21 protein-coding genes are annotated in these 24,395 nt (G+C 63.3%); 16 read left to right on the top strand and 5 right to left on the bottom strand.

All coding sequences use genetic code 11. From position 1 onward, the window contains the following. Positions 1 to 268: 268 nt before the first annotated feature. Together IFU31_RS01520 and IFU31_RS01515 are read left to right on the top strand one after the other, a co-directional pair. Positions 269 to 928 carry a TIGR04211 family SH3 domain-containing protein gene (locus IFU31_RS01520; protein WP_122476930.1) on the top strand — a complete coding sequence of 220 codons (660 nt, stop codon included), beginning with the start codon at positions 269 to 271 and terminating at the stop codon, positions 926 to 928. Between the two features lie 91 nt (positions 929 to 1,019). Further along, positions 1,020 to 1,715 carry a DUF533 domain-containing protein gene (locus IFU31_RS01515; RefSeq protein ID WP_192102080.1) on the top strand — a complete coding sequence of 232 codons (696 nt, stop codon included), beginning with the start codon at positions 1,020 to 1,022 and terminating at the stop codon, positions 1,713 to 1,715. 220 nt (positions 1,716 to 1,935) lie between these two features. Here the strand turns inward: IFU31_RS01515 and xthA are convergent, their stop codons facing one another. Beyond that, on the bottom strand, positions 1,936 to 2,754 hold the full coding sequence (gene xthA, locus IFU31_RS01510; protein WP_192056255.1) for an exodeoxyribonuclease III: 819 nt from the start codon (positions 2,752 to 2,754) through the stop codon (positions 1,936 to 1,938). 161 nt (positions 2,755 to 2,915) lie between these two features. On the opposite strand from xthA, the gene IFU31_RS01505 reads away from it, so the two are divergent. The 3 genes from IFU31_RS01505 (at position 2,916) to IFU31_RS01495 (ending at position 9,075) form a co-directional block, all read left to right on the top strand. Then, complete coding sequence (locus IFU31_RS01505; RefSeq protein ID WP_192102079.1) at positions 2,916 to 3,584, top strand: GNAT family N-acetyltransferase; 669 nt, start codon at positions 2,916 to 2,918, stop codon at positions 3,582 to 3,584. A gap of 65 nt (positions 3,585 to 3,649) precedes the next feature. Further along, positions 3,650 to 5,377 carry an autotransporter assembly complex protein TamA gene (locus IFU31_RS01500; RefSeq protein ID WP_122476936.1) on the top strand — a complete coding sequence of 576 codons (1,728 nt, stop codon included), beginning with the start codon at positions 3,650 to 3,652 and terminating at the stop codon, positions 5,375 to 5,377. A gap of 8 nt (positions 5,378 to 5,385) precedes the next feature. After that, positions 5,386 to 9,075, top strand: coding sequence for a translocation/assembly module TamB domain-containing protein (locus tag IFU31_RS01495; RefSeq protein ID WP_192102078.1), 3,690 nt, complete (start codon positions 5,386 to 5,388; stop codon positions 9,073 to 9,075). Between the two features lie 39 nt (positions 9,076 to 9,114). On the opposite strand, the gene IFU31_RS01490 is transcribed toward IFU31_RS01495, so the two are convergent. Then, positions 9,115 to 9,489, bottom strand: coding sequence for a Mor transcription activator family protein (locus tag IFU31_RS01490; RefSeq protein ID WP_185793445.1), 375 nt, complete (start codon positions 9,487 to 9,489; stop codon positions 9,115 to 9,117). Positions 9,490 to 9,756: 267 nt separating this feature from the next. Here IFU31_RS01490 and IFU31_RS01485 point away from each other — a divergent pair, with 267 nt between their 5' ends. From IFU31_RS01485 to IFU31_RS01475, 3 genes are all read left to right on the top strand, one after another. After that, positions 9,757 to 9,948, top strand: a complete 192-nt coding sequence (locus IFU31_RS01485) for a hypothetical protein (RefSeq protein ID WP_185793444.1) — start codon at positions 9,757 to 9,759, stop codon at positions 9,946 to 9,948. Between the two features lie 81 nt (positions 9,949 to 10,029). Then, complete coding sequence (locus IFU31_RS01480; RefSeq protein WP_122476941.1) at positions 10,030 to 10,296, top strand: PepSY domain-containing protein; 267 nt, start codon at positions 10,030 to 10,032, stop codon at positions 10,294 to 10,296. A gap of 75 nt (positions 10,297 to 10,371) precedes the next feature. Further along, positions 10,372 to 11,397 carry an Ldh family oxidoreductase gene (locus IFU31_RS01475; RefSeq protein ID WP_192102077.1) on the top strand — a complete coding sequence of 342 codons (1,026 nt, stop codon included), beginning with the start codon at positions 10,372 to 10,374 and terminating at the stop codon, positions 11,395 to 11,397. An 82-nt stretch (positions 11,398 to 11,479) separates the two neighbouring features. On the opposite strand, the gene IFU31_RS01470 is transcribed toward IFU31_RS01475, so the two are convergent. Then, the gene (locus tag IFU31_RS01470) at positions 11,480 to 11,800 is read right to left on the bottom strand and encodes a DUF883 family protein (protein ID WP_122476944.1); all 321 of its coding nucleotides are present in this window, start codon (positions 11,798 to 11,800) and stop codon (positions 11,480 to 11,482) included. Positions 11,801 to 11,957: 157 nt separating this feature from the next. Here IFU31_RS01470 and IFU31_RS01465 point away from each other — a divergent pair, with 157 nt between their 5' ends. Beyond that, the gene (locus IFU31_RS01465) at positions 11,958 to 12,212 is read left to right on the top strand and encodes a hypothetical protein (RefSeq protein WP_122476946.1); all 255 of its coding nucleotides are present in this window, start codon (positions 11,958 to 11,960) and stop codon (positions 12,210 to 12,212) included. A gap of 39 nt (positions 12,213 to 12,251) precedes the next feature. Here IFU31_RS01465 and IFU31_RS01460 read toward each other — a convergent pair whose 3' ends face one another. Further along, positions 12,252 to 12,722: an LEA type 2 family protein gene (locus IFU31_RS01460; protein WP_192102076.1), complete on the bottom strand. Its 471-nt coding sequence runs from the start codon at positions 12,720 to 12,722 to the stop codon at positions 12,252 to 12,254. Between the two features lie 366 nt (positions 12,723 to 13,088). Here IFU31_RS01460 and eat point away from each other — a divergent pair, with 366 nt between their 5' ends. From eat to eutC, 3 genes are read left to right on the top strand one after another with little or no spacing between them, the layout of a single operon-like run. Beyond that, positions 13,089 to 14,447 carry an ethanolamine permease gene (gene eat, locus IFU31_RS01455; protein WP_192102075.1) on the top strand — a complete coding sequence of 453 codons (1,359 nt, stop codon included), beginning with the start codon at positions 13,089 to 13,091 and terminating at the stop codon, positions 14,445 to 14,447. A 10-nt stretch (positions 14,448 to 14,457) separates the two neighbouring features. Beyond that, positions 14,458 to 15,858, top strand: a complete 1,401-nt coding sequence (locus IFU31_RS01450) for an ethanolamine ammonia-lyase subunit EutB (protein WP_192102074.1) — start codon at positions 14,458 to 14,460, stop codon at positions 15,856 to 15,858. Between the two features lie 46 nt (positions 15,859 to 15,904). After that, entirely contained in the window at positions 15,905 to 16,711 is an 807-nt protein-coding gene (gene eutC, locus IFU31_RS01445; RefSeq protein ID WP_192102073.1) for an ethanolamine ammonia-lyase subunit EutC, read from the top strand. Positions 16,712 to 16,911: 200 nt separating this feature from the next. Here the strand turns inward: eutC and IFU31_RS01440 are convergent, their stop codons facing one another. After that, positions 16,912 to 17,574 carry an HAD family hydrolase gene (locus IFU31_RS01440; protein ID WP_185793438.1) on the bottom strand — a complete coding sequence of 221 codons (663 nt, stop codon included), beginning with the start codon at positions 17,572 to 17,574 and terminating at the stop codon, positions 16,912 to 16,914. 200 nt (positions 17,575 to 17,774) lie between these two features. On the opposite strand from IFU31_RS01440, the gene IFU31_RS01435 reads away from it, so the two are divergent. The 4 genes from IFU31_RS01435 (at position 17,775) to IFU31_RS01420 (ending at position 24,385) form a co-directional block, all read left to right on the top strand. Continuing rightward, positions 17,775 to 19,118, top strand: a complete 1,344-nt coding sequence (locus IFU31_RS01435) for a putative bifunctional diguanylate cyclase/phosphodiesterase (protein WP_192102072.1) — start codon at positions 17,775 to 17,777, stop codon at positions 19,116 to 19,118. A 149-nt stretch (positions 19,119 to 19,267) separates the two neighbouring features. Continuing rightward, on the top strand, positions 19,268 to 19,885 hold the full coding sequence (imuA, locus tag IFU31_RS01430; protein WP_192102071.1) for a translesion DNA synthesis-associated protein ImuA: 618 nt from the start codon (positions 19,268 to 19,270) through the stop codon (positions 19,883 to 19,885). Positions 19,886 to 19,892: 7 nt separating this feature from the next. Continuing rightward, entirely contained in the window at positions 19,893 to 21,308 is a 1,416-nt protein-coding gene (locus IFU31_RS01425; RefSeq protein WP_192102070.1) for a Y-family DNA polymerase, read from the top strand. Then, a complete protein-coding gene (locus IFU31_RS01420; RefSeq protein ID WP_192102069.1) occupies positions 21,305 to 24,385 on the top strand; it encodes an error-prone DNA polymerase in 3,081 nt (1,026 codons plus the stop codon). Before IFU31_RS01425 ends, IFU31_RS01420 begins: the two co-directional genes overlap by 4 nt. Positions 24,386 to 24,395 lie beyond the last annotated feature (10 nt).

The raw sequence follows: 24,395 nt of genomic DNA, 5'->3' as shown, positions 1-24,395 counted from the left end.
ACACGCTCGAGCCGTGCGCCCAGTCACAGTCTTTTTGTGAACCTTGCCACCTTTTTGTGGTCTTTCAGCTGGCGGCTTGAACCGACGGCATGCCGGGCAATAGGCCCAGGAAGGGCTTTTCATCGCCTCTCTTCGCAAGTAGTAGCCACCCGTAGCGGTAGTAGCGACAGGCACGACCGGTGCAGGCCCAGCCCGCGGGGCATTGTTGCCCCCCCTTTCGAATGGTCCGTTCATCGGGGCCTTTTTTCTTATTCATGTGAAGATCGCCATGCCCTCATCTCAACGTCTTTCTACCGTATTCAGCCGCACCCGCCTGGTTGCCACCGGCCTGTTCACCGGGCTGTTGTTCACTGTCGGCCCTGCGCATGGCGAAGAAGCACCCGACACCAGCCGCTGGGTCAGCGACAACCTCAGTACCTTCGTGCGCAGCGGCCCGACCGATGGCTATCGCATCGTCGGCAGCTTGAAGTCCGGTCAGAAAGTCGAATTGCTTTCCACTCAGGGTGACTACAGCCAGGTGCGCGGCGAGGGTGGTTCCAGTGTCTGGATCCCCAGCAGCGACCTGCAACCCACCCCCGGCCCTGCCGAACACGTTCCGCTGCTGACGCAGCAGGTGGCCGATCTGAGCGGCAAGCTGCAGTCCATCGATGACAGCTGGAAGAACCGAGTCCAGGGCATGCAGGAAACCCTGGATGCGCGCAAGAAGCTGATCGACGAGCTGGAAGCGCGCAGCAAGGCGCTGAACGCCGAGCTCAGCGATGCCCAGTCCGAATTGCGCAGCACCCAGGCGAAGTTGGGTGATGAAAACAAGCACGTCATGATGAGCTACATGGTCTATGGCGGCAGCATTGCCGGTGCTGGTTTGCTGGCCGGGCTGATCCTGCCGATGATGACGCGTGGTCGCAAGCGTAACGATCGCTGGTTCTGAGGGCGGCGCCTACAGGTTGCGCTGAACCCGCCCGGCCGCTCGATGATCTATGGTGTTGCACTCCTTATCGCCACACAGAGAGAGCCTTGCCATGAATACCAGTGATCTACTTGAACAACTGCTGCGCGGTCGCAGCGGACAATCCTCGGCCGGCCAGCCTGGCGCTGCCAAAGGGCAGGGCGGACTGGGCGGTTTGCTGGGCGGACTGCTCGGTGGCGGTCGCGGCGCATCGGGCGGCGCCGGGCTGGGTGGGCTCGGCGGTTTGCTGGGTGGCATGCTGGGCGGAAGCGGGGGCAGTCGTTCCGGTTCGAGCAAGTACACTGCCATGGCGTCGTTGGCAATGATGGCTTACAAGGCCTATCAGACCTGGCAGCAACAGCAGGCAGCCGCACCCCAGCAAGCGTTGCGCACAATCGATCAGCTGTCCGAGTCCGAAGTTGAAGGCCACAGCCATGCGATTTTGCGCGCGTTGATTGCCGCGGCCAAGGCCGATGGCCGGGTGGATGCACAAGAGGAAGCCGCGATTCGCGCCGAATTGACCGAGCATGCCGAGGATGCGCAGTTGCAGCAGTGGCTGGACGCAGAATTGGCGCGGCCGCTGGACGCGCAAGAGCTGGCCAGTGCCGCGGATGGCCCAGCGATGGCAGCAGAGATGTACCTCGCCAGCGTGATGCTCATGGGTCAGCAGGATGCCGGCGAGCGGGCCTGGCTCGACCAACTGGCAGCCGCCCTGAACCTGGCCCCGGAACTTCGCGCCCAGCTCGATCAGCAGGCCAAGACGCAATAACCCCCACCTCAAAAGCCGTACGGCGATGCTGCAGGCCAACCCCATGCACCGCCGACGCGGCTCGCGCCGCTGCTACAAAAACCACACCCCCAGCGCCCTGCAACCCCTGTAGCAGCGGCGCAAGCCGCGTCCGCCAGCCCCGCAACCCAGCAGACGCACGCAACCCCTGTAGCAGCGGCGCAAGCCGCGTCCGGGCGCGGCGCCAATTCCCGTACGGTCGTTACAAGGGCCCCAATTCCAACCAGATCGGGGCATGGTCCGAAGGTTTTTCCATGGCGCGCAGGTCGTAGTCGATACCGGCGGCCCGAACCTGCGGCAGCAGCCCGCGGGATGCCAAAATCACATCGATGCGCAGGCCGCGCTTGGGCTGGTCTTCGAAGCCGCGGCTGCGATAATCGAACCAGCTGAACCGGTCGGCCACCTCCGGGTGCAGGTGACGGAAGCTGTCGACCAGCCCCCAGTCCTGCAACCGTTGCATCCATTCGCGTTCTTCGGGCAAGAAGCTGCACTTGCCCGTCTTCAGCCAACGCTTGGCGTTGTCCGCCCCGATACCAATGTCGCAATCCTGGGGCGAAATGTTCACATCGCCCATCACGATCAATGGCTGATCGTTGCTGAAGCCGCTTTCCAGCAAGCTCTGCAGGTCGCTGTAGAAGCGTCGTTTGGCGGGAAACTTGGTCGGGTGATCGCGACTTTCACCTTGCGGGAAGTAGCCGTTCATCACCGTGACGACCTGGCCCTGGGCATCGGCGAATGTGCCACGGATGAAGCGGCGTTGAGCGTCGTCTTCGTCACCGGCGAAGCCTTTGTCGATACTCAGCGGGGCGGCGCGAGAAAGCAGCGCAACCCCGTAGTGCCCTTTCTGCCCATGAAAGTGCACGTGATAGCCCAGCGCCTCGACCTCGGCCTGCGGAAACTGCTCGTCCGACACCTTGGTTTCCTGCAGCCCGATCACATCGGGCTGGTGCTTGTCGATCAAGGCCGCCAGCTGATGCGGGCGGGCGCGCAAGCCGTTGATGTTGAACGAGACGATTTTCATGGTCGCGGATCCTGGCAAATGCGCGATGCTAACGGAGTGTGGCGCAAGCGACCAGCGCGGCGGCGTGCAATCCAGCGTGATTTGCCTGCCCCGGGCACGGAACCCCTGCCGCCGCGCATCGTCCATTGACTACTCGTTGCACTCGCCAAGGACAGACCTCCATGCTCCAGACCTCGACCACCGCTGCAGAAGTACGTCAGCTCGATGGTGGTTACGCTCGGGAAACCCGCGCGCTGCTCTACCAGACCTACCTGCTTGACCCGACCTTTGCCTACCTGTTCGAAGCCGATCGTCCTGGGTTCGAGCGCCGCGTGCGTTCCACGGTGCGGCAACTGGTCAATCAGCACTTCCTCCAGGACCTACCGGCGCTGGGCCTGTTCTTCGATGACCGTCTGGCCGGCGTTGCGCTGGTAGCGCCACCCCAGCGTCGCCTGGGCATCACCGAGAGCTGGGCCTGGCAATGGCGGATGATGCTGGGCACCGGCGTGGAAGGTACTCGCCGTTATCTTGAATACCATCACGCCGTGCAGCATTGCCTGCCTTCGGATGCGGTGCATGTGCTGCCGCTGATGGGGCTGCATCCCGATTACCAGGGCCCTGAACTGGCCGAGCAACTGCTGACGGCGGTACACAACTGGTGCGCCCAGGACCCGACGTCCGAAGGCGTGGTGTTGGACACCGGCAATCCGCGCTATCTGGCGTTCTTCGAACGGCAAGGCTATACCCAGATCGGCGAAGTGCCATTGGGTCCGGTGGTCGAGCACGTGTTCTTCCATCCCAGCCCTGAAACGGTCCGCAGTTCTGAAACAGTCGGTTACGCACAAGGCTGAACTCCAGTCATCCACGACGCCTGGCAGGGTCCAAATCGACGTACAGGTCGTGATAGCATTCGCCTATGAACTATTCAGGACGATTGGCCGGCAGCCTGGCGCTGCTGGTTGCATGTATGGCGGCTCAGGCCCAAAGCGTACTCGATGTGCGCATCAACCCTGCCAATGCGGCGCTCAAGAGCAATGTCGAAGGCTATATCGGCAGCCTGGGCGATCGTGACGGCGAGGCACTGTTGCGCTTCAGTCGCGGGGCCGAGGAGCAGGCGCAGAAAGCGGCGCAGGCGTTGGGCTATTACCAAGCGCGAGTGAGCAGCGAAGTACAGCCGGGAGAAAATCCTCGCCTGCTGCTGCACATTGAGCCGGGAGAGCCTATACATCTGCGCAACGTCACCGTACGTGTCGAAGGTCCGGCGGCGCAATTGAAGGCCTTCCGCGTGCCGCACAGTCGCGAGCTGGCTCCTGGCGCGGTGCTCAACCACGGTCAGTACGAGAATGCCAAGCAGCTGATACAGAACCAGGCCTCGCGCTATGGATTCTTCAGTGGCACCTTCAGCAAGCAGCGCCTGGCCGTCGACCCACGGGCAGGCCTGGCCGACATCGAACTGGTGTACAACAGCGGTCCGCGGTTCAAGCTGGGCAAGGTCAGTTTCCAGGGCGACACGCCTTTCGACGATGAACTGCTGCAGCGCATGGTGCCCTTCAAGGAAGACACCGCCTACGATTCCGAACTGATTGCCGAGCTGAACCAGGCGCTGCAATCGAGTGGCTATTTCGAAGGCGTGCGGGTCGACGCGGCGCCAACGGCAGCCACCGAGCGGGTCATTCCCGTGGACGTGCAACTGACCACGCGCAAGCCCCGGACCATGGGGTTGGGCCTGGGTTATTCGACCGATGTGGGGCCGCGGGGCAAAGCCAACTGGACCCGCCACTGGGTCAATCCCCAGGGCCACAGCTATGGTGCGGAAATGGAGCTTTCCGCGCCTCGGCAGAACGTCGGGCTCTGGTATGACATCCCCCTGGATCCACCCCTCACCGACAAACTGCGCTGGGCTGGTGGCTACCAATACGAAGAGCTGGCCGACACCGACAGCCTGAGCAAACTGCTGACATTCGGCCCGGAATGGCACAGCAAGCTACCCAGCGGCTGGCAGCGAGTCATCTCGCTGAAGTGGCAACGCGAAGAATACCGGTTGGGCGACGACACCGGCCTGAGTACCCTGTTGATGCCAGGCATCAGCTACACCTACCTCAAGAGCGACAACAAGGTCGACCCGCACAATGGCTACCGTGTGCAGTTCGATGCGCAAGTGGCCAAGGAAGGGCTGATGTCGGACACCAACCTGTTGCATGGCAACGTAATGCTCAAGGGCTTGACCACCGTGGCGCAGAATCATCGCTTGCTTGGCCGAGTGCAGTTGGGCGGCAACGCCACCAACGGTTACAAATCCGTTCCGCCTTCGCTGCGCTTCTTTGCCGGTGGCGATCAGAGCGTGCGTGGCTACGATTACCAGACCCTGTCTCCGGAAAACTCAGATGGCGACCGCATCGGTGGACGCTACATGGTGGCCGGCAGCGTGGAATACCAGTACTCGATTGCCGAGAAATGGCGCCTGGCGACCTTTATCGACAAGGGCAACTCGTTCAACGACCTCAAGTTCGCCGACCTCAAGACGGGCATCGGCGTGGGCGTACGCTGGGTCTCCCCGGTAGGCCCGATTCGTCTCGATCTGGCCCACGCCATGGATGACGACGGTGGCGTGCGCCTGCACTTTTCCATGGGGCCGGAACTATGAAGCCCGCAGTGAAACGAGGTCTGCTGATCTCCTTAGGCGCGGTCGCAGCCTTGCTGCTGACCGTGATCGTGGCCGTGTCGCTGGTATTGGGCACGCAAGCCGGCAGCCGCTGGGCGCTGGCTCGCGTGCCCGGACTGACCCTGGAAAACTTCAGTGGCAGGCTGGGCGGGCATTGGCAGGCCGACAGGCTGGTATGGCAGCAACAGGCGACCCGAGTCGAGGTGCAGGCGCTTGAGCTGGCCTGGTCACCCGCTTGCCTGTGGCGCATGACCCTGTGCATCGACACCTTGCACACCGGCGCCATTCTTGCGCAGTTGCCTGCCAGCGAAGAGCCTGCCAGCAGCGGTCCGATCGTACTGCCCGATCTGCAATTGCCCATCGCGATAGAACTTGGCGATGTGCGTATCGATAGCCTGGAGCTGGATGGGGTGCAACAGCTGAGCGGTCTGGAGCTGGCGGCGCACTGGACCACCGACGGCCTCAAGATCGACCGAGCCCACCTGCAGCGCGATGAACTGGTGCTGGATGTGCACGGCACTCTGCGTCCTGGCGGTCAATGGCCACTCGATCTCGACGCCCAGGTGCAACTGCCCGCAGTGGACGACAAGCCCTGGCAGGTCACCCTCAACGCCACGGGCGATCTGCTGGACACACTGACCCTGGACGGCGAGAGCAGCGGCTACCTGCCCGCGCTGATCACCGGCACAGTGCAGCCGCTGGCCGAGCATTTGCCTGCGCAGTTGCGCATTCAGAGCGAGGCGTTCAAACCCAGCGCCGGGCTGCCCGACACCCTGGCTTTCAATCAGCTGGAACTCCTCGCCAAGGGTGACCTGCAGGCTGGCTATGCCATCGATGGCCGGGCCAGTCTGCCGGCCGAGCAGTCGCCGATGACCCTGTTGCTTGGCGCGCGGGTGGATGCCAAGGGTGCCGTGGTGCAGGCGTTGGACATCTCGTCCAGCGCGCAACAGCACCTGCGGCTGTCTGGCTCTCTGGATTGGCAACAAGGCCTGGCGGCGAAGGCCAGGATCGACTGGCTGGACTTCCCCTGGCACCGCCTGTATCCGGTCATTGCCGAGCCAGCCGTGAAGGTGCGGCGTTTCAACGGCGAGATCGATTACAGCGACGGCAAGTACCTGGGCAACCTGAAAGGTGCCTTCGATGGCCCGGCCGGTGCATTCACCCTGGTAACGCCGTTCAGCGGCGACCTGCAGCAGGTCTTCCTTCCCCAGCTGGAACTGGTGGCCGGGCAGGGCAAGGCGGCAGGTCACTTGAACGTGAAGTTTGCCGACGGCATCGCCTGGGACACGGCACTCGCCTTGAGCGCCATCGATCCGGCCTACTGGGTCGCGCAGATGCCCGGCAGCCTTGCCGGTCCTTTGCGCAGTACGGGTGAATTCAAGAACGAACGACTCAGCCTCGATGCCGACCTGGACCTCAAGGGCCGCTTGCGCGGGCAACCGGCCGTGCTCCAGGCCAAGGCCCAAGGCGCGGGCGAACGTTGGACGCTGGGCAACCTCGACGTTCGCCTGGGTGATAACCGCATCAAGGGTCAAGGCAGCCTGCAGCAGCGAGTCGAGGGTCGGCTGGACATCGACCTGGCCCGCCTGGGGCAGTTGTGGCCCGGGCTGCAGGGTCGGTTGAAAGGTCAGATGGATGCCGCAGGTACCCTGCAGGCACCCCAGGGCAAGCTCAAGCTGGTGGGCCAACAGTTGGCAATGGACAGCAACCGTCTGCAGAACCTGACCCTGGACGCCGGCCTCGATGGGGCCCAGCGCGGCACGCTGGATTTGACAGCTGCAGGCATTCGCGCAGGTGCAACCGACCTGGGCACCTTGAGCGCCAAGGCCTCGGGCGATATCAAGCGACAGCAAGCGCAACTGGATCTCAAGGGGCCTCAGCTGGCCCTGGCGACCAGTCTGGACGGTACGCTGGACAAAGGCTTCACCGCACAAAGCAGCTGGCGCGGGCGACTGGCCAGCGGTTCGGTGCAGGCCGGTGGCCAGGACTGGCGCCTGCAGGCGCCAGCGCGCCTGGAATACCTGGCTGGCGGGCAGCTCAACTTCGGTGCCCATTGTTGGCGCTCAGGACAGGCCAGCCTGTGTAGCGAAGACCAGCGCCTGGCGCCCGAGCCGCGCCTGCGCTACCACCTCAAGCAGTTCCCGCTGGACAGCCTGGCCCAGTGGTTGCCGAAGGATTTCGCCTGGCAGGGCCTGCTCAATGCCGACGTGGCGGTGGATGTGCCCGCCAGCGGTCCGGCCGGTGAGATCACGGTCGATGCCGGCAACGGCACCTTGCGGGTGCGCAACGACCAGCAGTGGGTCGACTTCCCCTATCAAACCCTGCGTCTGACCAGCCGTCTGAACCCGAAGCGAATCGATACCGAGCTCAATTTCCGCGGGGATCGCCTGGGGCAATTGCAGGTGATTGCGCAGATCGATCCGATCCCGGAGAGCAAGCCTGTCACCGGCAGTTTCCGCCTGGCCGGGCTCGACCTTTCCATCGCTCGGCCCTTCGTGCCCATGGTCGAAACCCTCAAGGGGCAGCTCGATGGCAGCGGACAGATCACAGGTTCTCTGATGGCACCGCAGGTCAACGGCAACGTCCGTCTCAGCGGTGGCGAATTAGCCGGCCCGGAACTGCCGACCACCCTTGAAGACCTGCAGTTGCAGGCGCAGATCGCCGGTGAAAGCGTGCGTTTGCAGGGCAGTTGGAAAAGCGGCAAGACCGGCCAAGGGTCGCTGGGCGGCACCGTCGCCTGGGCCGATGCCCTGGATGTAGACGTGCAGCTCAAGGGCTCGCGGCTGCCGATCAATGTCGAACCCTATGCAACCCTGGAAGCGGCGCCCGACCTGCGCATCCAGATGAATGGCGAGCGTCTCGCCGTGGTCGGCAAGGTGTTCATTCCCAAGGGTGCCATCGTGGTTCGGCAATTGCCGCCGTCCACCGTGAAGCTATCCGATGACGTGGTCATCGTCGGCAACCAGACCGAGCAGGGCAAGACGCCGTTGCCCATGGCGATTGATATCGATGTGGAAGTGGGCCAGGAAAAACTCACGTTCAACGGCTTCGGCCTGAGCGCCAACCTGGCAGGCCATGTTCATATCGGCGACAACCTGGACACGCGCGGTGAACTGGCCCTCAATGACGGGCGCTACAACGCCTATGGCCAACGTCTGACCATACGCCGCGCGCGCTTGCTGTTTGCCGGGCCAATCAGTCAGCCGTACCTGGACATCGAGGCGATCCGCACCACCGGTGATGTGATCGCCGGGATCCGCTTGACCGGCAATGCCGAGCAACCCACCAGCGAAGTGTTCTCGGAACCGACCATGAGCCAGGAACAGGCGCTCTCCTACCTGGTGTTGGGCCGCCCGTTGGGCAACAGCGGCGAGGACAACAACATGCTTGCCCAGGCAGCGCTCGGGCTGGGTTTGATGGGCAGCTCGGGGGTGACCAGCAAACTGGCCACCGACCTGGGCATCGAAGATTTCCAGCTCGACACCCAAGGCAGCGGCGATGCCACCAGTGTGGTTGCCAGCGGCAATATTTCCGAGAAGCTCAGCCTGCGCTATGGCGTAGGTGTGTTCGAGCCGGCCAATACCATCGCTTTGCGCTATCTGTTGAGCAAGCGTTTGTATCTGGAAGTGGCCAGCGGCGTCGCCAGCTCGCTGGATCTGTTCTACAAACGCGACTTCTGATGGCAACCCCGGGCCCATGGGTCGGGCCTGGGGGAAGGCTCAAAGGGCCAGGGTTCGGCGGATATTGCCGATCTGCCGCTGGCTCAGGCCGTACTTGTGTGCCAGTTCGCTGCGAGATGTGCCGTTGCGCGTCTCGTGGTGGATCTGCTGGTTGCGCCATTGGCGCAGGAAATGGTCGGCCTTGGGAATTTCCAGGGCCATGCCGGCGAAGCGCTGGATCAACGCCACTACCGTTGCGGCTTCCAGATGTTCCGCCAAGGCGGTGCGTTGCGGGTGTTTGGGGATGTAGCGCGGGCGTCCGCCGTAGAGCTGGGTCAGGCGGTAGGCCTGTTCGACACCGATGCATTCGATCAATACCTGCAGCGAATGGGGAAGTTGCTCGACGTCGATCTGCTGGAGCTGTTGGGTGTTCATGGTGACTTCCTTGTGGCAGCACTTGGCCAATCCGGCCGGAGGTCATTCTTGTCCAGGCGCCCCTGAGGCTCTAGGAGTCAAGAGGTCTCTGGCTGTGGGCAGGTTCCGGCAACTGCGTGGGAAATCCATACCGTCATTGGCATGACATTGGCCGTGGCGATGTGCTCGAACACTGTGCCTCGGTGGTCCCTGGCGATGTAACATGGCATGCAAACAGATACATCCCGGCAACAGAATCCGGGCCAACACGACTGTCAGGACCTCTACATGACTCAAGCTCAACGTATCAAATATTCCTTGCTGATTGCCCTGGTGGTATTGCTGATCATGCTCGGGCTGTCCTATCTGCAGACCCAGGGCGTCATCACCGAAAAACTCTTTCAGTACATTGCCATGGGTATCGCCGTACTGGTGGTGGTGATCAACGGTGTGCTGCGTCGCAAGGTCAAGCGACCGTAAGCGGGCGGCCTTTGAACTAATTTTTCGAGGTGACGCTCCAAGACAGTGCAGCACAAACCAATCACTGTTATGGAGTGCCCCATGTTCAAGAAGACTTTGACTGCCGTCGTTGCAACTTCCGCCCTGATGACCGCTGGCCTGGCGCTGGCCGACAAGCCCGGCGCTGGTTGGATCACCATCGAGAAAGCCATCGAGACCGCCAAGTCCAAGGGTTACACGGAAGTGTGGAAAATCGAAGCTGACGACAACGGCTACTGGGAAGGTGAGGGCAAGAAAGCCGACGGCGTAGCCTACGAGTTCCGTATCGACGGCCAGTCGGGCAACGTGCTGCGCGATCAGAAGGACTGATGCCCGCGGGCTTGTCCTGAGGCGGGTGGGTGTGGCGTACTAGGGCCTCGTTCCGTTGACGCCAGGAAATGCCCGATGCCTGCTAGCGACCCCGCCGTTCAATCGCTGTCCTTCGAAGATCTGACGCACTTGCTGCGTCAGATCTTCTTGCGTCATGGCACCTCTGCCGAGGTGGCCGACATTCTTGCTCACAACTGTGCAACTGCCCAACGAGACGGGGCCCACAGCCACGGCACATTCCGCATTCCCGGTTACCTTTCCACCCTGGCCAGCGGCTGGGTGGACGGCAAGGCGCGTCCGCAGGTCGAAGACGTTGCCAGTGGTTATGTGGCAGTGGATGCCGCCGGTGGCTTTGCCCAGCCAGCACTGGCCGCGGCGCGCGGGCTGTTGGTGAGCAAGGCACGCGAGGCAGGTATCGCCGTGCTGGCGATCCGCAATTCCCATCACTTTGCTGCGCTCTGGCCAGATGTCGAACCGTTCGCTGCCGAAGGCCTGGTGGCCCTGAGCGTGGTCAACAGCATGACCTGCGTCGTTCCCCATGGAGGCACCAAGCCATTGTTCGGCACCAATCCGATCGCCTTCGCAGCGCCGTGCGCAGGCAAGGATCCGCTGGTCTTCGACATGGCAACCAGCGCACTGGCCCACGGTGATGTGCAGATCGCGGCACGGGCCGGGCATCCCGTGCCTGTCGGTGCCGGTGTCGACAAGCACGGGCAGCCGACGACCGACCCGGCGGCAATTCTCGATGGCGGGGCGCTGCTGCCGTTTGGTGGCCACAAAGGCTCGGCGTTGTCGATGATGGTGGAGCTGCTTTCAGCGGCCCTCACCGGTGGAAATTTTTCCTTCGAGTTCGATTGGACACGTCATCCTGGTGCGCAGACGCCCTGGACCGGGCAGTTGATCATCGTCATCGACCCTGACAAGCGTGCTGGCCAGAACTTTGCCGAACGTAGCCGCGAGCTGGTCGAGCGCATGCATGAAGCCGGGCAATCGCGCCTCTCGGGCGACAGGCGCTATCGCCAGCGCGCACTGGCAAGGACTCAGGGCATTTCGATGCCTGTCGAAGAGTTGGAAAGATTGCGGGCTTTGGCTGGAGAATGATGCAGGAAGGGCCGCTGCGATCGACGGCCCGGAACAACGATGCGAGAACACGGGTGAAATCTGTGGGTGCAGTGCGGACTGATCAGTCGCGACGGCCCAGCAGCAGCCCCAGCAACAGGCCGCAGGTTGCCGAAGCAGCAACGGTCTGCCAAGGATGGCCACCGATGTAGGTTTGCGTGGCTTCGACCACTGGCTTGGCGCGCTCGCGCAGCCCGGCCAGGGAGTACGAAACATGCTCCAGCTTGGAATTGACTTGCGCGCGCAGGCTATTGGCGTCATCACCCACCAGGGAGGCGCCGTCCCTGAGCATTTTTTCCGATTCTTCGATCAACGCCAGCAGCTCGCTGAAAACTTGATCCTTGATTTGATCCTCGGCCGATTCAGCACTTGATCTACGGGCCATTTCACTCACTCCTGGTGTTTATTTAAGGCAGTGCAAGATTGAGTCCCGGCGCCCTGGAAAGTTGCATGCAGCGCTCAGGCGCAGCGTTTGCTCCTACAGGTTTTCATGTCCAGACGTGTAAGATGTCGCCTGTTTTTTCTGCTGGCAGGTACTCGCAATGAGCTTCAATCTCGCTAATCGTTCGCTGGCCGAGCGCGCCATGATCGAGGATGAAAAGGCCCGTCTCTACGAGCTGTGGCAAGCCAACCTGGGCAAGGCCAAGGCCGACGCTGCCCGACTCATCGGGGAAAAGGCCAAACGCAAGGGGCGTTGGGCCGAGTGGGTACGCGCCGAGCTGGACGGCATGTCTCCCCCTGAGTACGCCAACATGGTGCGTGCCGAAGTGAACAAGCTGATGGCTGCGGCACGCTGAGCCAGGGGCTGCCGGATTCGCCTGCACAAGCGTCGGGTTTCAATAGCCCGCTGCAGCCGGCAGGCTCAAGGTACCGCTGTCGCTGAAGCGCACCGTTCCGAACAGTCCGCCGGCAAGCTTGCCATGCAATCGGTAGGGCATGCCGTTCAGGCTCTGGGCGGGATTGAGGCCCATGGCCTGGCGCAACGCCGTGAACGCAGACACGCTCACAGGCACGGCCAGCACTTCCTCCGAATAACGTTCGATACGACCGTGCTGGCTGCTGACGCCACTGGCCAACGGCTGGCCGTTGACGTCCAGGTTCACCGCTATGCCGTCGTAGTCGATGGCGGTTTCGTTGGGGTTCTGCAGCCGCAGCTTGATGGCGAAGCGCAGCTCCAGCTCTTGCGCAGGCAAGGGCTCGATGCCCACCACACTGATGGAAACCGGATCCCTGGAGGGCAACAGCGAACATCCCGCTATGCCGGCCAGGAGTGCCAGGGTCAAGCAACTGCGCAATAAGCGAAACATGAGTGGGTAACTCCCGGACCGAGCACGTCGCTCCCTCAGTGCGACCATGAGTGTGGCTCTGGGTTCGCCATTCTGCGGGATGAGCGAACCAGGATGTGCCTGGCAGAGGCTTGGACTGGCTTGATGTGTGCAGATGTTTCAAAGAAATGGCGTTCCTGTGGGCCCAGCCCTGCGCCGCCTGGGAAGTGCGGGCATCGGTGCGTTGGATCGGGGCAGTCAATCGCGGCAAGCCCCAGACTGGCGCAGCGGTTCGACCATCGAGAGTAGGGCTGCTTTCACTTTCGAGGCGTCAAGTAGCCACTTGGCGCCTATGGTTACCCTTCAGGAACGTTCCTATGCGCACATCCGTCTCCGAGGGCACACCCCATGACCGTTTCGAAACTCAAACCTACGCTGGGCACGCTGCACCTTTGGGGTATCGCCGTTGGCCTGGTGATCTCCGGTGAATACTTTGGCTGGAGCTATGGCTGGGGCAGTGCCGGCACCCTGGGTTTCCTCTGCACCACGCTGATGGTCGCTGTGATGTACACCTGCTTCATCTTCAGCTTCACCGAACTGACCACGGCCATTCCCAATGCGGGTGGTCCATTTGCCTACAGCCTGCGCGCATTCGGCCCTGCAGGCGGCATGATTGCCGGGCTGGCGACCCTGATCGAATTCGTCTTCGCCCCGCCGGCCATCGCCATGGCCATCGGCGCCTACCTCAACGTGCAGTTTCCCGGACTCGATCCCAAATGGGCCGCGGTCGGTGCCTATGCCGTGTTCATGAGCCTCAACATTGTCGGCGTGAGCATTGCGGCCACCTTCGAACTGGTGGTGACCATCCTGGCGGTGTTCGAACTGCTGGTGTTCATGGGCGTGGTGGCGCCGGCGTTCAGTTTCAGCAACTTCGCCCTGGGCGGTTGGGCCGGGTCCGACACGTTCAGCCTCGGTGCATTGAGCGGGATGTTCGCGGCGATTCCTTTCGCCATCTGGTTCTTCCTGGCCATCGAAGGTGCGGCCATGGCCGCCGAGGAAGCCAAGGACCCCAAACGCACCATTCCCCGGGCCTACATCGCCGGGATCCTGACCCTGGTCACCTTGGCCATCAGCGTGATGATCTTCGCCGGCGGCGTCGGCGACTGGCGCGCCCTGGCGAACATCAACGACCCGCTGCCGCAAGCCATGAAAGGCGTGGTGGGCGAGAACTCCAACTGGATGCACATGCTGGTATGGATCGGCCTGTTCGGGCTGGTCGCCAGCTTTCACGGAATCATCCTGGGCTATTCACGGCAGTTCTTCGCGCTGGCACGGGCGGGTTTCCTGCCCAAGGGCCTGGCCAAGCTATCGCGCTTCCACACCCCGCACCGCGCCATCCTCGCCGGTGGGGTGGTGGGCATCGCGGCGATCTTCAGCGATGGGCTGGTCAACCTGCAGGGGCTGAGCCTGACCGCGGCAATGATCACCATGGCTGTGTTCGGTGCCATCGTCATGTACATCATGAGCATGCTCAGCCTGTTCAAGCTGCGCCACAGCGAACCTCAGCTCGAGCGTTCCTTCCGCGCGCCCGGCTATCCGCTGGTGCCGGCCATTGCGCTGGTGCTGGCGCTGGTGTGTCTGGTGGCGATGGTGTGGTTCAATGCGATGATCTGCGGGATCTTCATCGGTCTGATGTGCCTCGGCTCGCTGTTCTGCGTATTCGTGCGCAGCCGCGGCGACAGCCACCCCGTAATGGCCAGCGAGTGAGGAGGGCAGCATGAGTTTCGTGCACAGCATCGCCGGGCAGACCTGGCGCTTCGACAGTCTCCGGCAGTTGATGGCCAAGGCCAGTCCGGCACGCTCGGGGGACTACCTGGCCGAAATTGCTGCCGGCAGCGACGCCGAGCGGGCGGCGGCGCAGATGGCCCTGGCGGACGTGCCGCTCACGCGTTTTCTGCACGAGGCGCTGATCCCCTATGAAGAGGATGAAGTCACCCGCCTGATCGTCGATACCCACGATGCGCAGGCCTTCGCTGCGGTCAGCCATCTGACCGTGGGCGGCTTTCGTGACTGGCTGCTCGGCGACGAGGCCAACGAAGCCAACGAAGCCAGCCTGCGGGCCCTGGCGCCCGGCATCACGCCGGAGATGGCCGCTGCCGTGTCGAAGATCATGCGTGTGCAGGACCTAGTCCTGGTGGCGCAGAAGATTCGCGTGGTCACGCGTTTTCGCAACACGGTAGGGCTGCGTGGGCGGATGTCGACCCGGCTGCAGCCGAACCATCCCACGGACGATCCGGCCGGTATCGCTGCCAGTGTTCTGGATGGCCTGCTGTATGGCAACGGCGATGCCATGATCGGCATCAATCCGGCCAGCGATAGCCTCAGCGCCATCAGCGAGCTGCTGAAGATGCTCGACGGCGTGATCCAGCATTACGGCATACCGACCCAATCCTGCGTGCTGACCCATGTGACCTCTTCGATAGCCGCCATCGAGCGCGGCGTGCCGCTGGATCTGGTGTTCCAGTCCATCGCCGGCACCGAAGCGGCCAACAGCAGCTTCGGTGTCAGCCTGGCGGTGTTGCAGGAAGGCCATGAAGCAGGCCTGAGCCTGAAGCGCGGCACCCAGGGCAACAACCTGATGTACTTCGAAACCGGGCAGGGCAGTGCGTTGTCCGCCAACGCCCACCATGGGGTCGACCAGCAGACCTGCGAGGCGCGGGCCTATGCGGTAGCACGGCGGTTCGACCCATTCCTGGTCAATACCGTGGTCGGCTTCATCGGCCCTGAATACCTGTACAACGGCAAGCAGATCATCCGCGCAGGGCTCGAGGACCATTTCTGCGGCAAGCTGATGGGTGTGCCCATGGGTTGCGACATCTGCTACACCAATCATGCCGAGGCTGACCAGGATGACATGGACATGCTGCTGACCCTGCTGGGCGTGGCCGGTATCAATTTCATCATGGGCATTCCGGGGTCGGACGACGTCATGCTCAATTACCAGACCACCTCTTTTCACGATGCCTTGTATGCGCGCAAGACCCTGGGCCTGCGGCCGGCACCGGAGTTCGAAGATTGGCTGGCGCGCATGGACATACTGCAACAGCAGGACGGCCAGCTGCGGCTGGGTACGGGTGTTCCGCCGTTGTTCGGCACGGCCCTGGCCCGTCTGGGTTGACGGGCCAGGGTTTGGCTGACTCCATCCATCTGCTCGAAGGTGAGCCATGAACGACAACACTCCCACCCGAGGCGACCCCTGGAGCGCGCTGCGTGCACTGACACCTGCGCGCATAGCCCTGGGCCGGGCCGGCACCAGCTTGCCCAGCAGCGCACAGCTGGACTTCCAGTACGCCCATGCGCAAGCCCGCGATGCCGTGCACCTGCCGTTCGACAAGGCAGCGCTCGCCGAGGCTTGTCCCGGTAGTTTGAGCCTGCACAGCGCGGCGACTGACCGGCATGTCTATCTGCAGCGTCCTGACCTGGGTCGGCGCCTGGACGAGGCTTCGCTGCAGCAGCTGCTCACTCACGCCGGCGAGAGTTCGGCAGGGTTCGATCTGGCGGTGGTGATCGCCGACGGTCTTTCCGCGCTGGCTGTGCACCGGCATGCGCTGCCCATGCTGCAACGCATCGAGCAGATCGCGGGTGACGAGGGCTGGAGCCTGGCGCCGGTGTGCCTGGTCGAGCAAGGACGGGTGGCCGTGGCCGACGAGGTAGCGCAGGCACTGGGCGCGCGCATGGTGGTACTGCTGATCGGTGAGCGGCCGGGCCTGAGTTCGCCCGACAGCCTCGGGCTGTATTTCACCTATGCACCGCGAGTGGGGTTGAACGATGCCGCACGCAACTGCATTTCCAATGTGCGCCTGCAGGGCCTGAGCTATGCCACCGCTGCGCACAAGTTGCAGTACCTGATGCGCGAGGCCTGGCAACGCAAGCTGTCGGGCGTCCACCTCAAGGATGAAGCGTTGGTACCGGAAATCGAAAACGACGCCCCGCAGCGACCGGGGAATTTCTTGCTCGACAACCCCCTGTAGCAGCGGCGCAAGCCGCGTCGGCGGTATCCGCTGAGCATCTGGCCCAACGCGGTAAGCCCAGACGCGGCTTGCGCCGCTGCTACAGGGGATGGCGAGCCGCGTCGGCGGTATCCGCGGAGCATCTGGCCCAACGCGGTAAGTCCGGACGCGGCTTGCGCCGCTGCTACAGGGGATGGCGAGCCGCGTCGGCGGTTTCGCGGTTACAGGGGATTGCGCATCTTTTCGATATGAATCCAGAGGTTTTCATCCTCGAAGGATTCGATCACCAGGTTAGCCCCGGCGGACCGCAGGGTCTGCGCCGATTGGCTGGTCGACAGCGCCACGGTGAACAGCCCAGCCGCAACCGCAGCAGTTACTCCAGGTACCGAATCTTCGAAGGCAATGCCTGCCTCGGCGCGTGCGCCCAAGCGTTGCAGGCCGGTCAGGTAGGGCAGGGGATCGGGTTTGGCGCGTGCCAGCTCTTCGGCAACCACCACTGTCGGCAGGCGCTCGGCCAGACCCAGGGCATCGAGCATGTGTTCGGCATTGGCACGCGGTGCGTTGGTCACTACCACCATGCCAAGTTGCGCCTGTTCGGCATAGTCGAGCAAACGCAACAGCCCGGCAATCGGCGCAAGTTGCGGTGCAAGTTCGCGAAAGCGCGCTTCCTTGCGATCGGCGAACGCTTCGTGCTCCGCCACCGAGCGCTCTGGAAACAGGTACTGGCACATGTCGGCATTGGCCCGGCCGCTGGCATGCAACTGGAACTCTTCATGGGTGAATTCGCGACCTTCCTCGGCCAGCAATTGCTGCACGGCGAGAAGGTGCAAGGCGTCGGTTTCAGTCAGTGTGCCATCGAGGTCGAACAGCAGGGCTTCGAGCATGAATCGTCCATTCCATCCCAGGGTTTGCCGCAGTGTAGCAGTGTCGGATGGCAGTTCCGATGCTCGCGGACCGGCTATCGGGCAGATGACGCTTGGCAAGTATTTAGGGTGATGTTATTTTGCCATCAATTGAATTGCCCTCTCTCAAATTGCCCGGTCTCTCGCAGGAAGCTCGAGCCTGACATCTGCAGGAAAGTGTCATGTCCGATCCCGTTCATGCTTCTGCCCAGGCTCTAGTGTCCTGTGACCGGCTGACCCTGTTACCCGACCGGCGACAATTTCTCACCGACCTTGGCCATCTGTTGCTGCAGCATCCGGGAGCGTCCCGCCACCTGGTGCTGATCGATGCCGTGGATACCGCCTGGGCCCATGACATGACGCTGGCCCTGGGCATGGTCCCATTCGAGAACCTGTTGTGCTGCATAGCCCGTCGGCTGCTGCGCCTGCGCGCGGGGCAGGGCCCGGTCTACCACATCGGCCGCAAGCGTTTCGCCTTCGTGCTGGACGCTGAGCAAGCCGATGTCGGCGGCTATCTCGACATGCTGGTGCACGCCTTGCGCTGTCCCACGCAGATAGAAGGCATGCCGGTTAGACCCACCGTGCGCGCTGGCGTCACGCCATTTCTGATCAGCTTCGAAGCGGTCCGCGATGCACTGCGCAAAGCCATGTACGCGGCCGAACTGGCGTTGCTCGGCGGTCAGGCGTGGGCGTGGTACGACCCCGTGCGCGACAACGCCTATCGCAGGTCCTTCCGACTGGCGTCCGATGTGACCCAGGCGCTGCGCGACGGGCAACTGCGATTGGTGTTCCAGCCACGCTTCGCCTTGCCCGAGGGTGATCAGGTCAGTGCCGAAGCGTTGCTGCGCTGGGAGCATCCACGGCTGGGGCCGGTTTCGCCCGCCGAGTTCATTCCGGTGCTGGAAAAGAGTGCGTTGATCCATAGTGTGACGCGCTGGGTCATCGACGCAGCCTTGGCCAAGCTGGCCCAATGGCCTGCAACGGTGCTGACCAAACTGTCGCTGAATCTTTCCGCGCTGGATTTCGACGGCCACGACATCACTCAGGTCATCAGCGCGGCCTGTCGCACCTACGGCATCCACCCCGAGCGCCTCGAGGTCGAGATTACCGAAGGCGAGTGGCTGCGTTCCAACCCACTGGTGCTGACACAGCTGGCCGCCATCCGCGAATTGGGCGTGGATGTAGCGATCGATGATTTCGGCACCGGCTACAGCAATTTCTCCTACCTGCACGAAATACCCGCCAACGTGGTGAAACTCGACAAGTCGATGATCACCGGCATGGAGCACAGCCCGCGGCATCAATTGATCGTCCAGACGGTGCTGGAACTGGCGCGCAAGCTGGGCTACCGCACCGTGGCCGAAGGTGTCGAGACCTTCAAGTGCATGCAGATGATCCGCGCCCTGGGCTGTGATGAAGCCCAGGGCTACTTTTTCGCCCGGCCCATGCCGGAACAGGAATTTCTCGGTTGGAGCGGCGCATCGCGCTTCCCATTGCGCAAATTGCTGGTGGCAACGCCGGCCTGATCGGTACCGTTGGCGCCCTTGGTGGCGAGAACTGAAAATAGACGCTTTACTGTTCATGCATACAGTAGTAAAAATGCAGCCATGAACAGATTACTCCCACTCACCTATTTTCATTCTCCCAGCAACCTGGCCTCGAGGGCAGGGCAGTGATGGGCGCCGTGGTCAGCCTGGAAGGCCTGATCGACCAACGCCGTATCTGGCGCGGACGTCAGGAAACCGCTCCCAGCGGCTTGCAGCCCACCGGTCATGCTGCCCTCGATGCCGTGCTCCCCAACGGTGGGTGGCCTCCGGCGGCACTCAGTGAAATCCTGCTTGCCGCCAACGGCAGTGGCGAATTGCAGTTGCTCTGGCCGACCCTGGCGCGCTTGAGCCAGGCGGGCGAACGAATCGTATTGATAGCACCGCCGTTCATTCCCTATCCCCATGCCTGGATGGCGGCGGGTGTCCGTTTGCAGCATCTTTGCGTGCTCAAGGCCCAAGGCAAGGATGCCTTGTGGGCTGCCGAGCAATGCCTGCGTTCCGGCAGCTGCGCAGCGGTACTCTGCTGGCCGCAGAACCCTGATGACAAGGCCTTGCGACGCCTGCAGGTGGCGGCAGAAACCGGCGAGACCCTGGGCTTTGCCTTGCGCGAACAGCGGGCGGCGCTCAACCCGTCACCGGCAGCGCTGCGGCTGTCGCTGCATGCGCCTGCAGGGCAGGTGCAAGTACTCAAATGTCGCGGCGGGATGCCGCCCGCGATGCCCGTCACCTTCGTCAGTTACGTTTGAGATTGCCATGCTGTGGGCCTGCATTCTGCTGCCGCAACTGGCGCTCGACGCCGTGCTGCGCCAACGCGAAGACCCACAGCAACCGCTTGCCCTGGTCACCGGCCCGCTGCAGCGACGCGTGCTGCAAGCAGTCAATCCGGCGGCACGTGAACTGGGCATGAAACCGGGGCAGTCACTCACCGCCGCCTACATGCTCAGCCGTGATTTCGCCACCGCACCCTACGACCCGGCACAGATCGAACACTGGCAGCGTTTCCTGGCTGCGTGGGCCTATCGGTTCAGTTCCCAGGTCAGCGTGCATTACCCCCGGGTGCTGTTGCTCGAAGTGCAGTCGACCCTTGGACTGTTCGGGCCATGGCCTCAGTTCGAGGCGCGGTTGCGCAGCGAACTCGATGCCCTGGGCTTCCGCCATCGCATCACCCTGGCCCCCAACCCGGCTGCGGCACGCATGCTGGCCAACGCCTATGACGGTCTCAGCGTCGAGGATCAATCGACGCTGGCCGATGTTCTCCAGCGCCTGCCGGTGGAGCGGGTCGGGCTTGCCGCCGCCGATGCCATCGCGCTCAAGCGCATGGGTATGCGCCATCTGGGCCAGGTGTTGGCGCTGCCCAGGGCGCAACTTGCCAGGCGCTTTTCGGCCCAAGTGCTCAGTCATCTGGACACCCTGCTCGGGTACCGGCCCCTGGCCCTGGAATTCTTCATTCCTGCAGATGTATTCGATCAACACATCGAACTCAACTTCGATGTGGAATCCCATCAGGCGCTGCTGTTTCCCCTGCGGCGCCTGATCAACGACCTGGCGGTGTATCTGGCCGGGCGGGATGTTGGGGTGCAACGTTTCACCCTGCATCTCAAGCATGCCGAGGGCGAGGACACCCTGGTCGAAGTCGGCTTGCTCGCTGCCGAGCGCGACGCCGCGCTGTTGTTCGAACTGGCCCGCGGGCGCTTCGAGCATCTGCAGGTGCCCCGGCCTGTGCAGGTAGTACGGTTGAGCGCGCTCGATCTGCCGCGCTTCGTACCTGCCTGCAAGGAGCTGTTCGACCAGCGACCGCAACAGACCCAGCCCTGGGAGCAGTTGCGCGAACGCCTGCGAGCACGCCTCGGCGACGATGCTTTGCAGGATCTGCGCGCCCACGCTGACCATCGCCCCGAGCGGGCCTGGCGCAACGATGGTGCTTGGGTGCCGGCCTCTCCAGACCTGGGCGCAGCCCGTCCAGGCTGGTTGCTCGAACAGGCCGAGCCTTTGCCCGCCCATGGCCTGCGTGTGCTGGCAGGGCCTGAACGCATCGAATCGGGGTGGTGGGACGGTGGCGATGTGCGCCGCGACTACTATCTGGTCGAAACCTCAACAGGGCGAAGGGGGTGGGCCTACCGAGCAGTGGGCGATGACCCTCAGTTGCTGTTGCAGGGTTGGTTCGCATGAGCCAGGGCTACGCCGAGCTGCATTGCCTTTCCAACTTCAGCTTCCAGCGCGGCGCGTCCAGCGCTCAGGAACTGTTCGCCAAGGCTGCGGCGCTGGGCTATCGAGCGTTGGCGATCACCGATGAATGCACCATGGCCGGTATCGTGCGCGCCTGGCAGGCTGCCCAGGCCCATTCGATGACGTTGATCGTCGGCAGTGAAATGCGCATCGAACAAGGCCCCAAGCTGGTGCTGCTGGCGCAGAATCTCCAGGGCTACCAGGCCCTGTGCCGCTTGATCACCCTGGCTCGACGGCGCGCGAGCAAGGGCCAGTACCGGTTGCTGCGTGATGACCTCGACGAGGTCGAACGCGACGGCTTGCTGGCATTGTGGATAGCCGATGAACCCCACGATCTGGCCCACGGCCATTGGCTCAAGGGGCGTTTTGCCGAGCGCCTGTGGGTGGCCGTGCAGTTGCACCGCGGCGCCAATGACCAGCGGCGCCTGCAGAATCTGCTGGGCCTGGCCAAGACCCTGGGCCTGCCGGCCGTGGCCTGCGGCGACGTGCACATGCATGCCCGCGGCAGGCGTGCCCTGCAGGACACCATCACTGCCATACGCCATCACGTGCCGGTGGCCGAAGCGGGGCATGTGCTGTTCGCCAACGGCGAACGCCATCTGCGCGGGCTGTCTCAACTGACCGACATCTACCCCGTCGCGCTGCTGCAGGAAACCTTGAATATAGCCCGGCGTTGCAGCTTCGACCTGGGCCAGCTGCGCTATCAATATCCGTGCGAGCTTGTGCCGCGTGGCTACGACGCCGGTGCCTGGCTGCGCCACCTGAGTGCCCAGGGCGCGCGCTGGCGCTGGCCGTCGGGAGTGGACCCCGAGGTGCAGGCATTGCTCGACAAGGAACTGCAACTGATCATCGAGCTGGGCTATGAAAGCTATTTCCTGACCGTCCACGACATCGTCCGTTTTGCCCGCGAGCGGCACATTCTCTGCCAGGGACGCGGCTCGGCCGCCAACTCGGTGGTGTGTTTCGCCCTGGGCATCACCGAGCTCGACCCGCGTGAAACGCACATGCTGTTCGAGCGCTTCATCTCCAAGGAACGCAACGAGCCACCGGACATCGACGTGGATTTCGAACACGAGCGGCGCGAGGAAGTGCTGCAATACGTGTTCCGTCGCTACGGTCGCGAGCGTGCCGCCCTGACCGCAGTCGCCAGCAGCTATCGAGGGGCGGGCGCGGTGCGTGATGTGGCACGGGCATTGGGCCTGCCAGCAGATCAGATCACCGCCCTGGCCGATTGCTTCGGGCGCTGGAGCGACCACCTGCCACCACTCGAGCGGTTGGTGGAGGCCGGATTCGAAACCCAGAGCCCGGTGCTCAAGCGGGTGATGGCGCTGACCGAGCAGCTGATCGGTTTCCCCCGTCACCTGTCCCAGCATCCGGGGGGCTTCGTCATTTCCGAACACCCGTTGCACACCCTGGTTCCGGTCGAGAACGCCGCCATGGCCGAGCGCACGGTGATCCAGTGGGACAAGGATGACCTGGACGCCGTGGGCCTGTTGAAAGTCGACATTCTGGCTCTGGGCATGCTCAGCGCGATCCGCCGCTGTTTCGATCTGGTACGCGGCTACCGTGGCCGCGAACTGACCCTTTCGACCTTGCCCAAGGAGTGCCCGCAGACTTACGCCATGATCAGCCGCGCCGACACCATCGGCGTGTTCCAGATCGAATCCCGGGCGCAGATGGCAATGCTTCCGCGCCTCAAGCCGAGGACGTTCTACGATCTGGTGATCGAAGTCGCCATCGTCCGGCCGGGGCCGATCGTCGGTGACATGGTTCATCCGTATCTGCGTCGGCGCAACGGCGAGGAAGCCGTGAGCTATCCCTCCGAGGCCCTGAAGAAAGTCTTCGAACGCACGCTGGGTGTGCCGCTGTTTCAGGAACAGGTGATGGAGCTGGCGATCGTCGCCGCTGGCTATACGCCAGGGGAGGCCGACCAGTTGCGCCGTTCGATGGCCGCCTGGAAGCGCCACGGCGGGTTGGAACCGCATCAGCTCCGCCTCACCGAAGGCATGCTCAAGAACGGCTATACCCGTGAGTTCGCCGAACGCATCTTCGAGCAGATCAAGGGCTTCGGCAGCTACGGTTTCCCCGAGTCCCATGCGGCCAGTTTCGCCTTGTTGACCTACGCCAGTTGCTGGCTCAAATGCCATGAGCCGGCAGCCTTTGCCTGCGCCCTGATCAACAGTTGGCCCATGGGCTTCTACAGTCCCGATCAGATCCTCCAGGATGCACGTCGCCATCATTTGCAGATCTTCGCCGTGGACGTGTGCCACAGCGACTGGGACTGCAGCCTGCAGCCCGGCGAAGGTAGGCAACCGGCCATACGCTTGGGGTTGCGGATGGTCAAGGGCCTGCGCGAAGAGGCCGGTCGCGCCGTGCAGCAGGCTCGCCTGGGAGGCCCGTTCCGCGACGTCACCGACCTGGCCCGGCGCTGTGCGCTGGATAATCGCAGCCTGGAACAGCTGGCCGATGCCAATGCCTTGCTCGGCCTGGTGGGGCATCGCCATCAGGCCCGCTGGGATGTCGCCAGCGTCGAGCAACAGTTGCCGTTGTTCGCCCAAGTGCCCGGCCTGCGCGAAGAGCCCGTGGCCTTGCCGGTCCCCAGTGTCGGCGAAGACCTCTACGCCGACTATGCCAGCCTGGGCACCACCCTCGGTCCGCATCCGTTGGCCATGCTGCGCGAGCGTCTGCAAGCATTGCGCTGCCGCAGTTCTCATGACCTGCAAAGCCTGGCCCACGGCCGTCCGGTGACCGTGGCCGGGTTGGTGACGGGCCGGCAACGGCCGTCGACCGCCAGCGGGGTGACCTTCGTCACCCTGGAAGACGAATTCGGCATGATCAACGTGGTGGTCTGGCGAGATCTGGCCGAGCGCCAGCGGCGGGTGCTGGTGGGTTCGCAGATGATGCAGGTCAAGGGCCGGTTCGAGCACAAGGACGGCGTGCGCCACGTCATCGCCGGGCATATGGCCGACGTCAGCGCCATGCTCCATGGGCTGGATGTACGCAGCCGCGATTTCCACTAGCCAGGCTGCG

The organism is Pseudomonas sp. CFBP 13602, assembly GCF_014842725.1.
Lineage (GTDB): Bacteria > Pseudomonadota > Gammaproteobacteria > Pseudomonadales > Pseudomonadaceae > Aquipseudomonas > Aquipseudomonas baltica.
The sequence above is the reverse complement of the archived record's forward strand: the minus strand, read 5'-3'. Positions and strand labels throughout refer to the sequence as shown.

Bases quoted from the DNA above. Each gene is read 5' to 3' on its own strand.
- IFU31_RS01520 (WP_122476930.1), top strand. From the start codon at position 269: ATGCCCTCATCTCAACGTCTTTCTACCGTATTCAGCCGCACCCGCCTG.
- IFU31_RS01515 (WP_192102080.1), top strand. From the start codon at position 1,020: ATGAATACCAGTGATCTACTTGAACAACTGCTGCGCGGTCGCAGCGGA.
- xthA (WP_192056255.1), bottom strand. From the start codon at position 2,754: ATGAAAATCGTCTCGTTCAACATCAACGGCTTGCGCGCCCGCCCGCAT.
- IFU31_RS01505 (WP_192102079.1), top strand. From the start codon at position 2,916: ATGCTCCAGACCTCGACCACCGCTGCAGAAGTACGTCAGCTCGATGGT.
- IFU31_RS01500 (WP_122476936.1), top strand. From the start codon at position 3,650: ATGAACTATTCAGGACGATTGGCCGGCAGCCTGGCGCTGCTGGTTGCA.
- IFU31_RS01490 (WP_185793445.1), bottom strand. From the start codon at position 9,489: ATGAACACCCAACAGCTCCAGCAGATCGACGTCGAGCAACTTCCCCAT.
- IFU31_RS01485 (WP_185793444.1), top strand. From the start codon at position 9,757: ATGACTCAAGCTCAACGTATCAAATATTCCTTGCTGATTGCCCTGGTG.
- IFU31_RS01480 (WP_122476941.1), top strand. From the start codon at position 10,030: ATGTTCAAGAAGACTTTGACTGCCGTCGTTGCAACTTCCGCCCTGATG.
- IFU31_RS01475 (WP_192102077.1), top strand. From the start codon at position 10,372: ATGCCTGCTAGCGACCCCGCCGTTCAATCGCTGTCCTTCGAAGATCTG.
- IFU31_RS01470 (WP_122476944.1), bottom strand. From the start codon at position 11,800: ATGGCCCGTAGATCAAGTGCTGAATCGGCCGAGGATCAAATCAAGGAT.
- IFU31_RS01465 (WP_122476946.1), top strand. From the start codon at position 11,958: ATGAGCTTCAATCTCGCTAATCGTTCGCTGGCCGAGCGCGCCATGATC.
- IFU31_RS01460 (WP_192102076.1), bottom strand. From the start codon at position 12,722: ATGTTTCGCTTATTGCGCAGTTGCTTGACCCTGGCACTCCTGGCCGGC.
- eat (WP_192102075.1), top strand. From the start codon at position 13,089: ATGACCGTTTCGAAACTCAAACCTACGCTGGGCACGCTGCACCTTTGG.
- IFU31_RS01450 (WP_192102074.1), top strand. From the start codon at position 14,458: ATGAGTTTCGTGCACAGCATCGCCGGGCAGACCTGGCGCTTCGACAGT.
- eutC (WP_192102073.1), top strand. From the start codon at position 15,905: ATGAACGACAACACTCCCACCCGAGGCGACCCCTGGAGCGCGCTGCGT.
- IFU31_RS01440 (WP_185793438.1), bottom strand. From the start codon at position 17,574: ATGCTCGAAGCCCTGCTGTTCGACCTCGATGGCACACTGACTGAAACC.
- IFU31_RS01435 (WP_192102072.1), top strand. From the start codon at position 17,775: ATGTCCGATCCCGTTCATGCTTCTGCCCAGGCTCTAGTGTCCTGTGAC.
- imuA (WP_192102071.1), top strand. From the start codon at position 19,268: ATGGGCGCCGTGGTCAGCCTGGAAGGCCTGATCGACCAACGCCGTATC.
- IFU31_RS01425 (WP_192102070.1), top strand. From the start codon at position 19,893: ATGCTGTGGGCCTGCATTCTGCTGCCGCAACTGGCGCTCGACGCCGTG.
- IFU31_RS01420 (WP_192102069.1), top strand. From the start codon at position 21,305: ATGAGCCAGGGCTACGCCGAGCTGCATTGCCTTTCCAACTTCAGCTTC.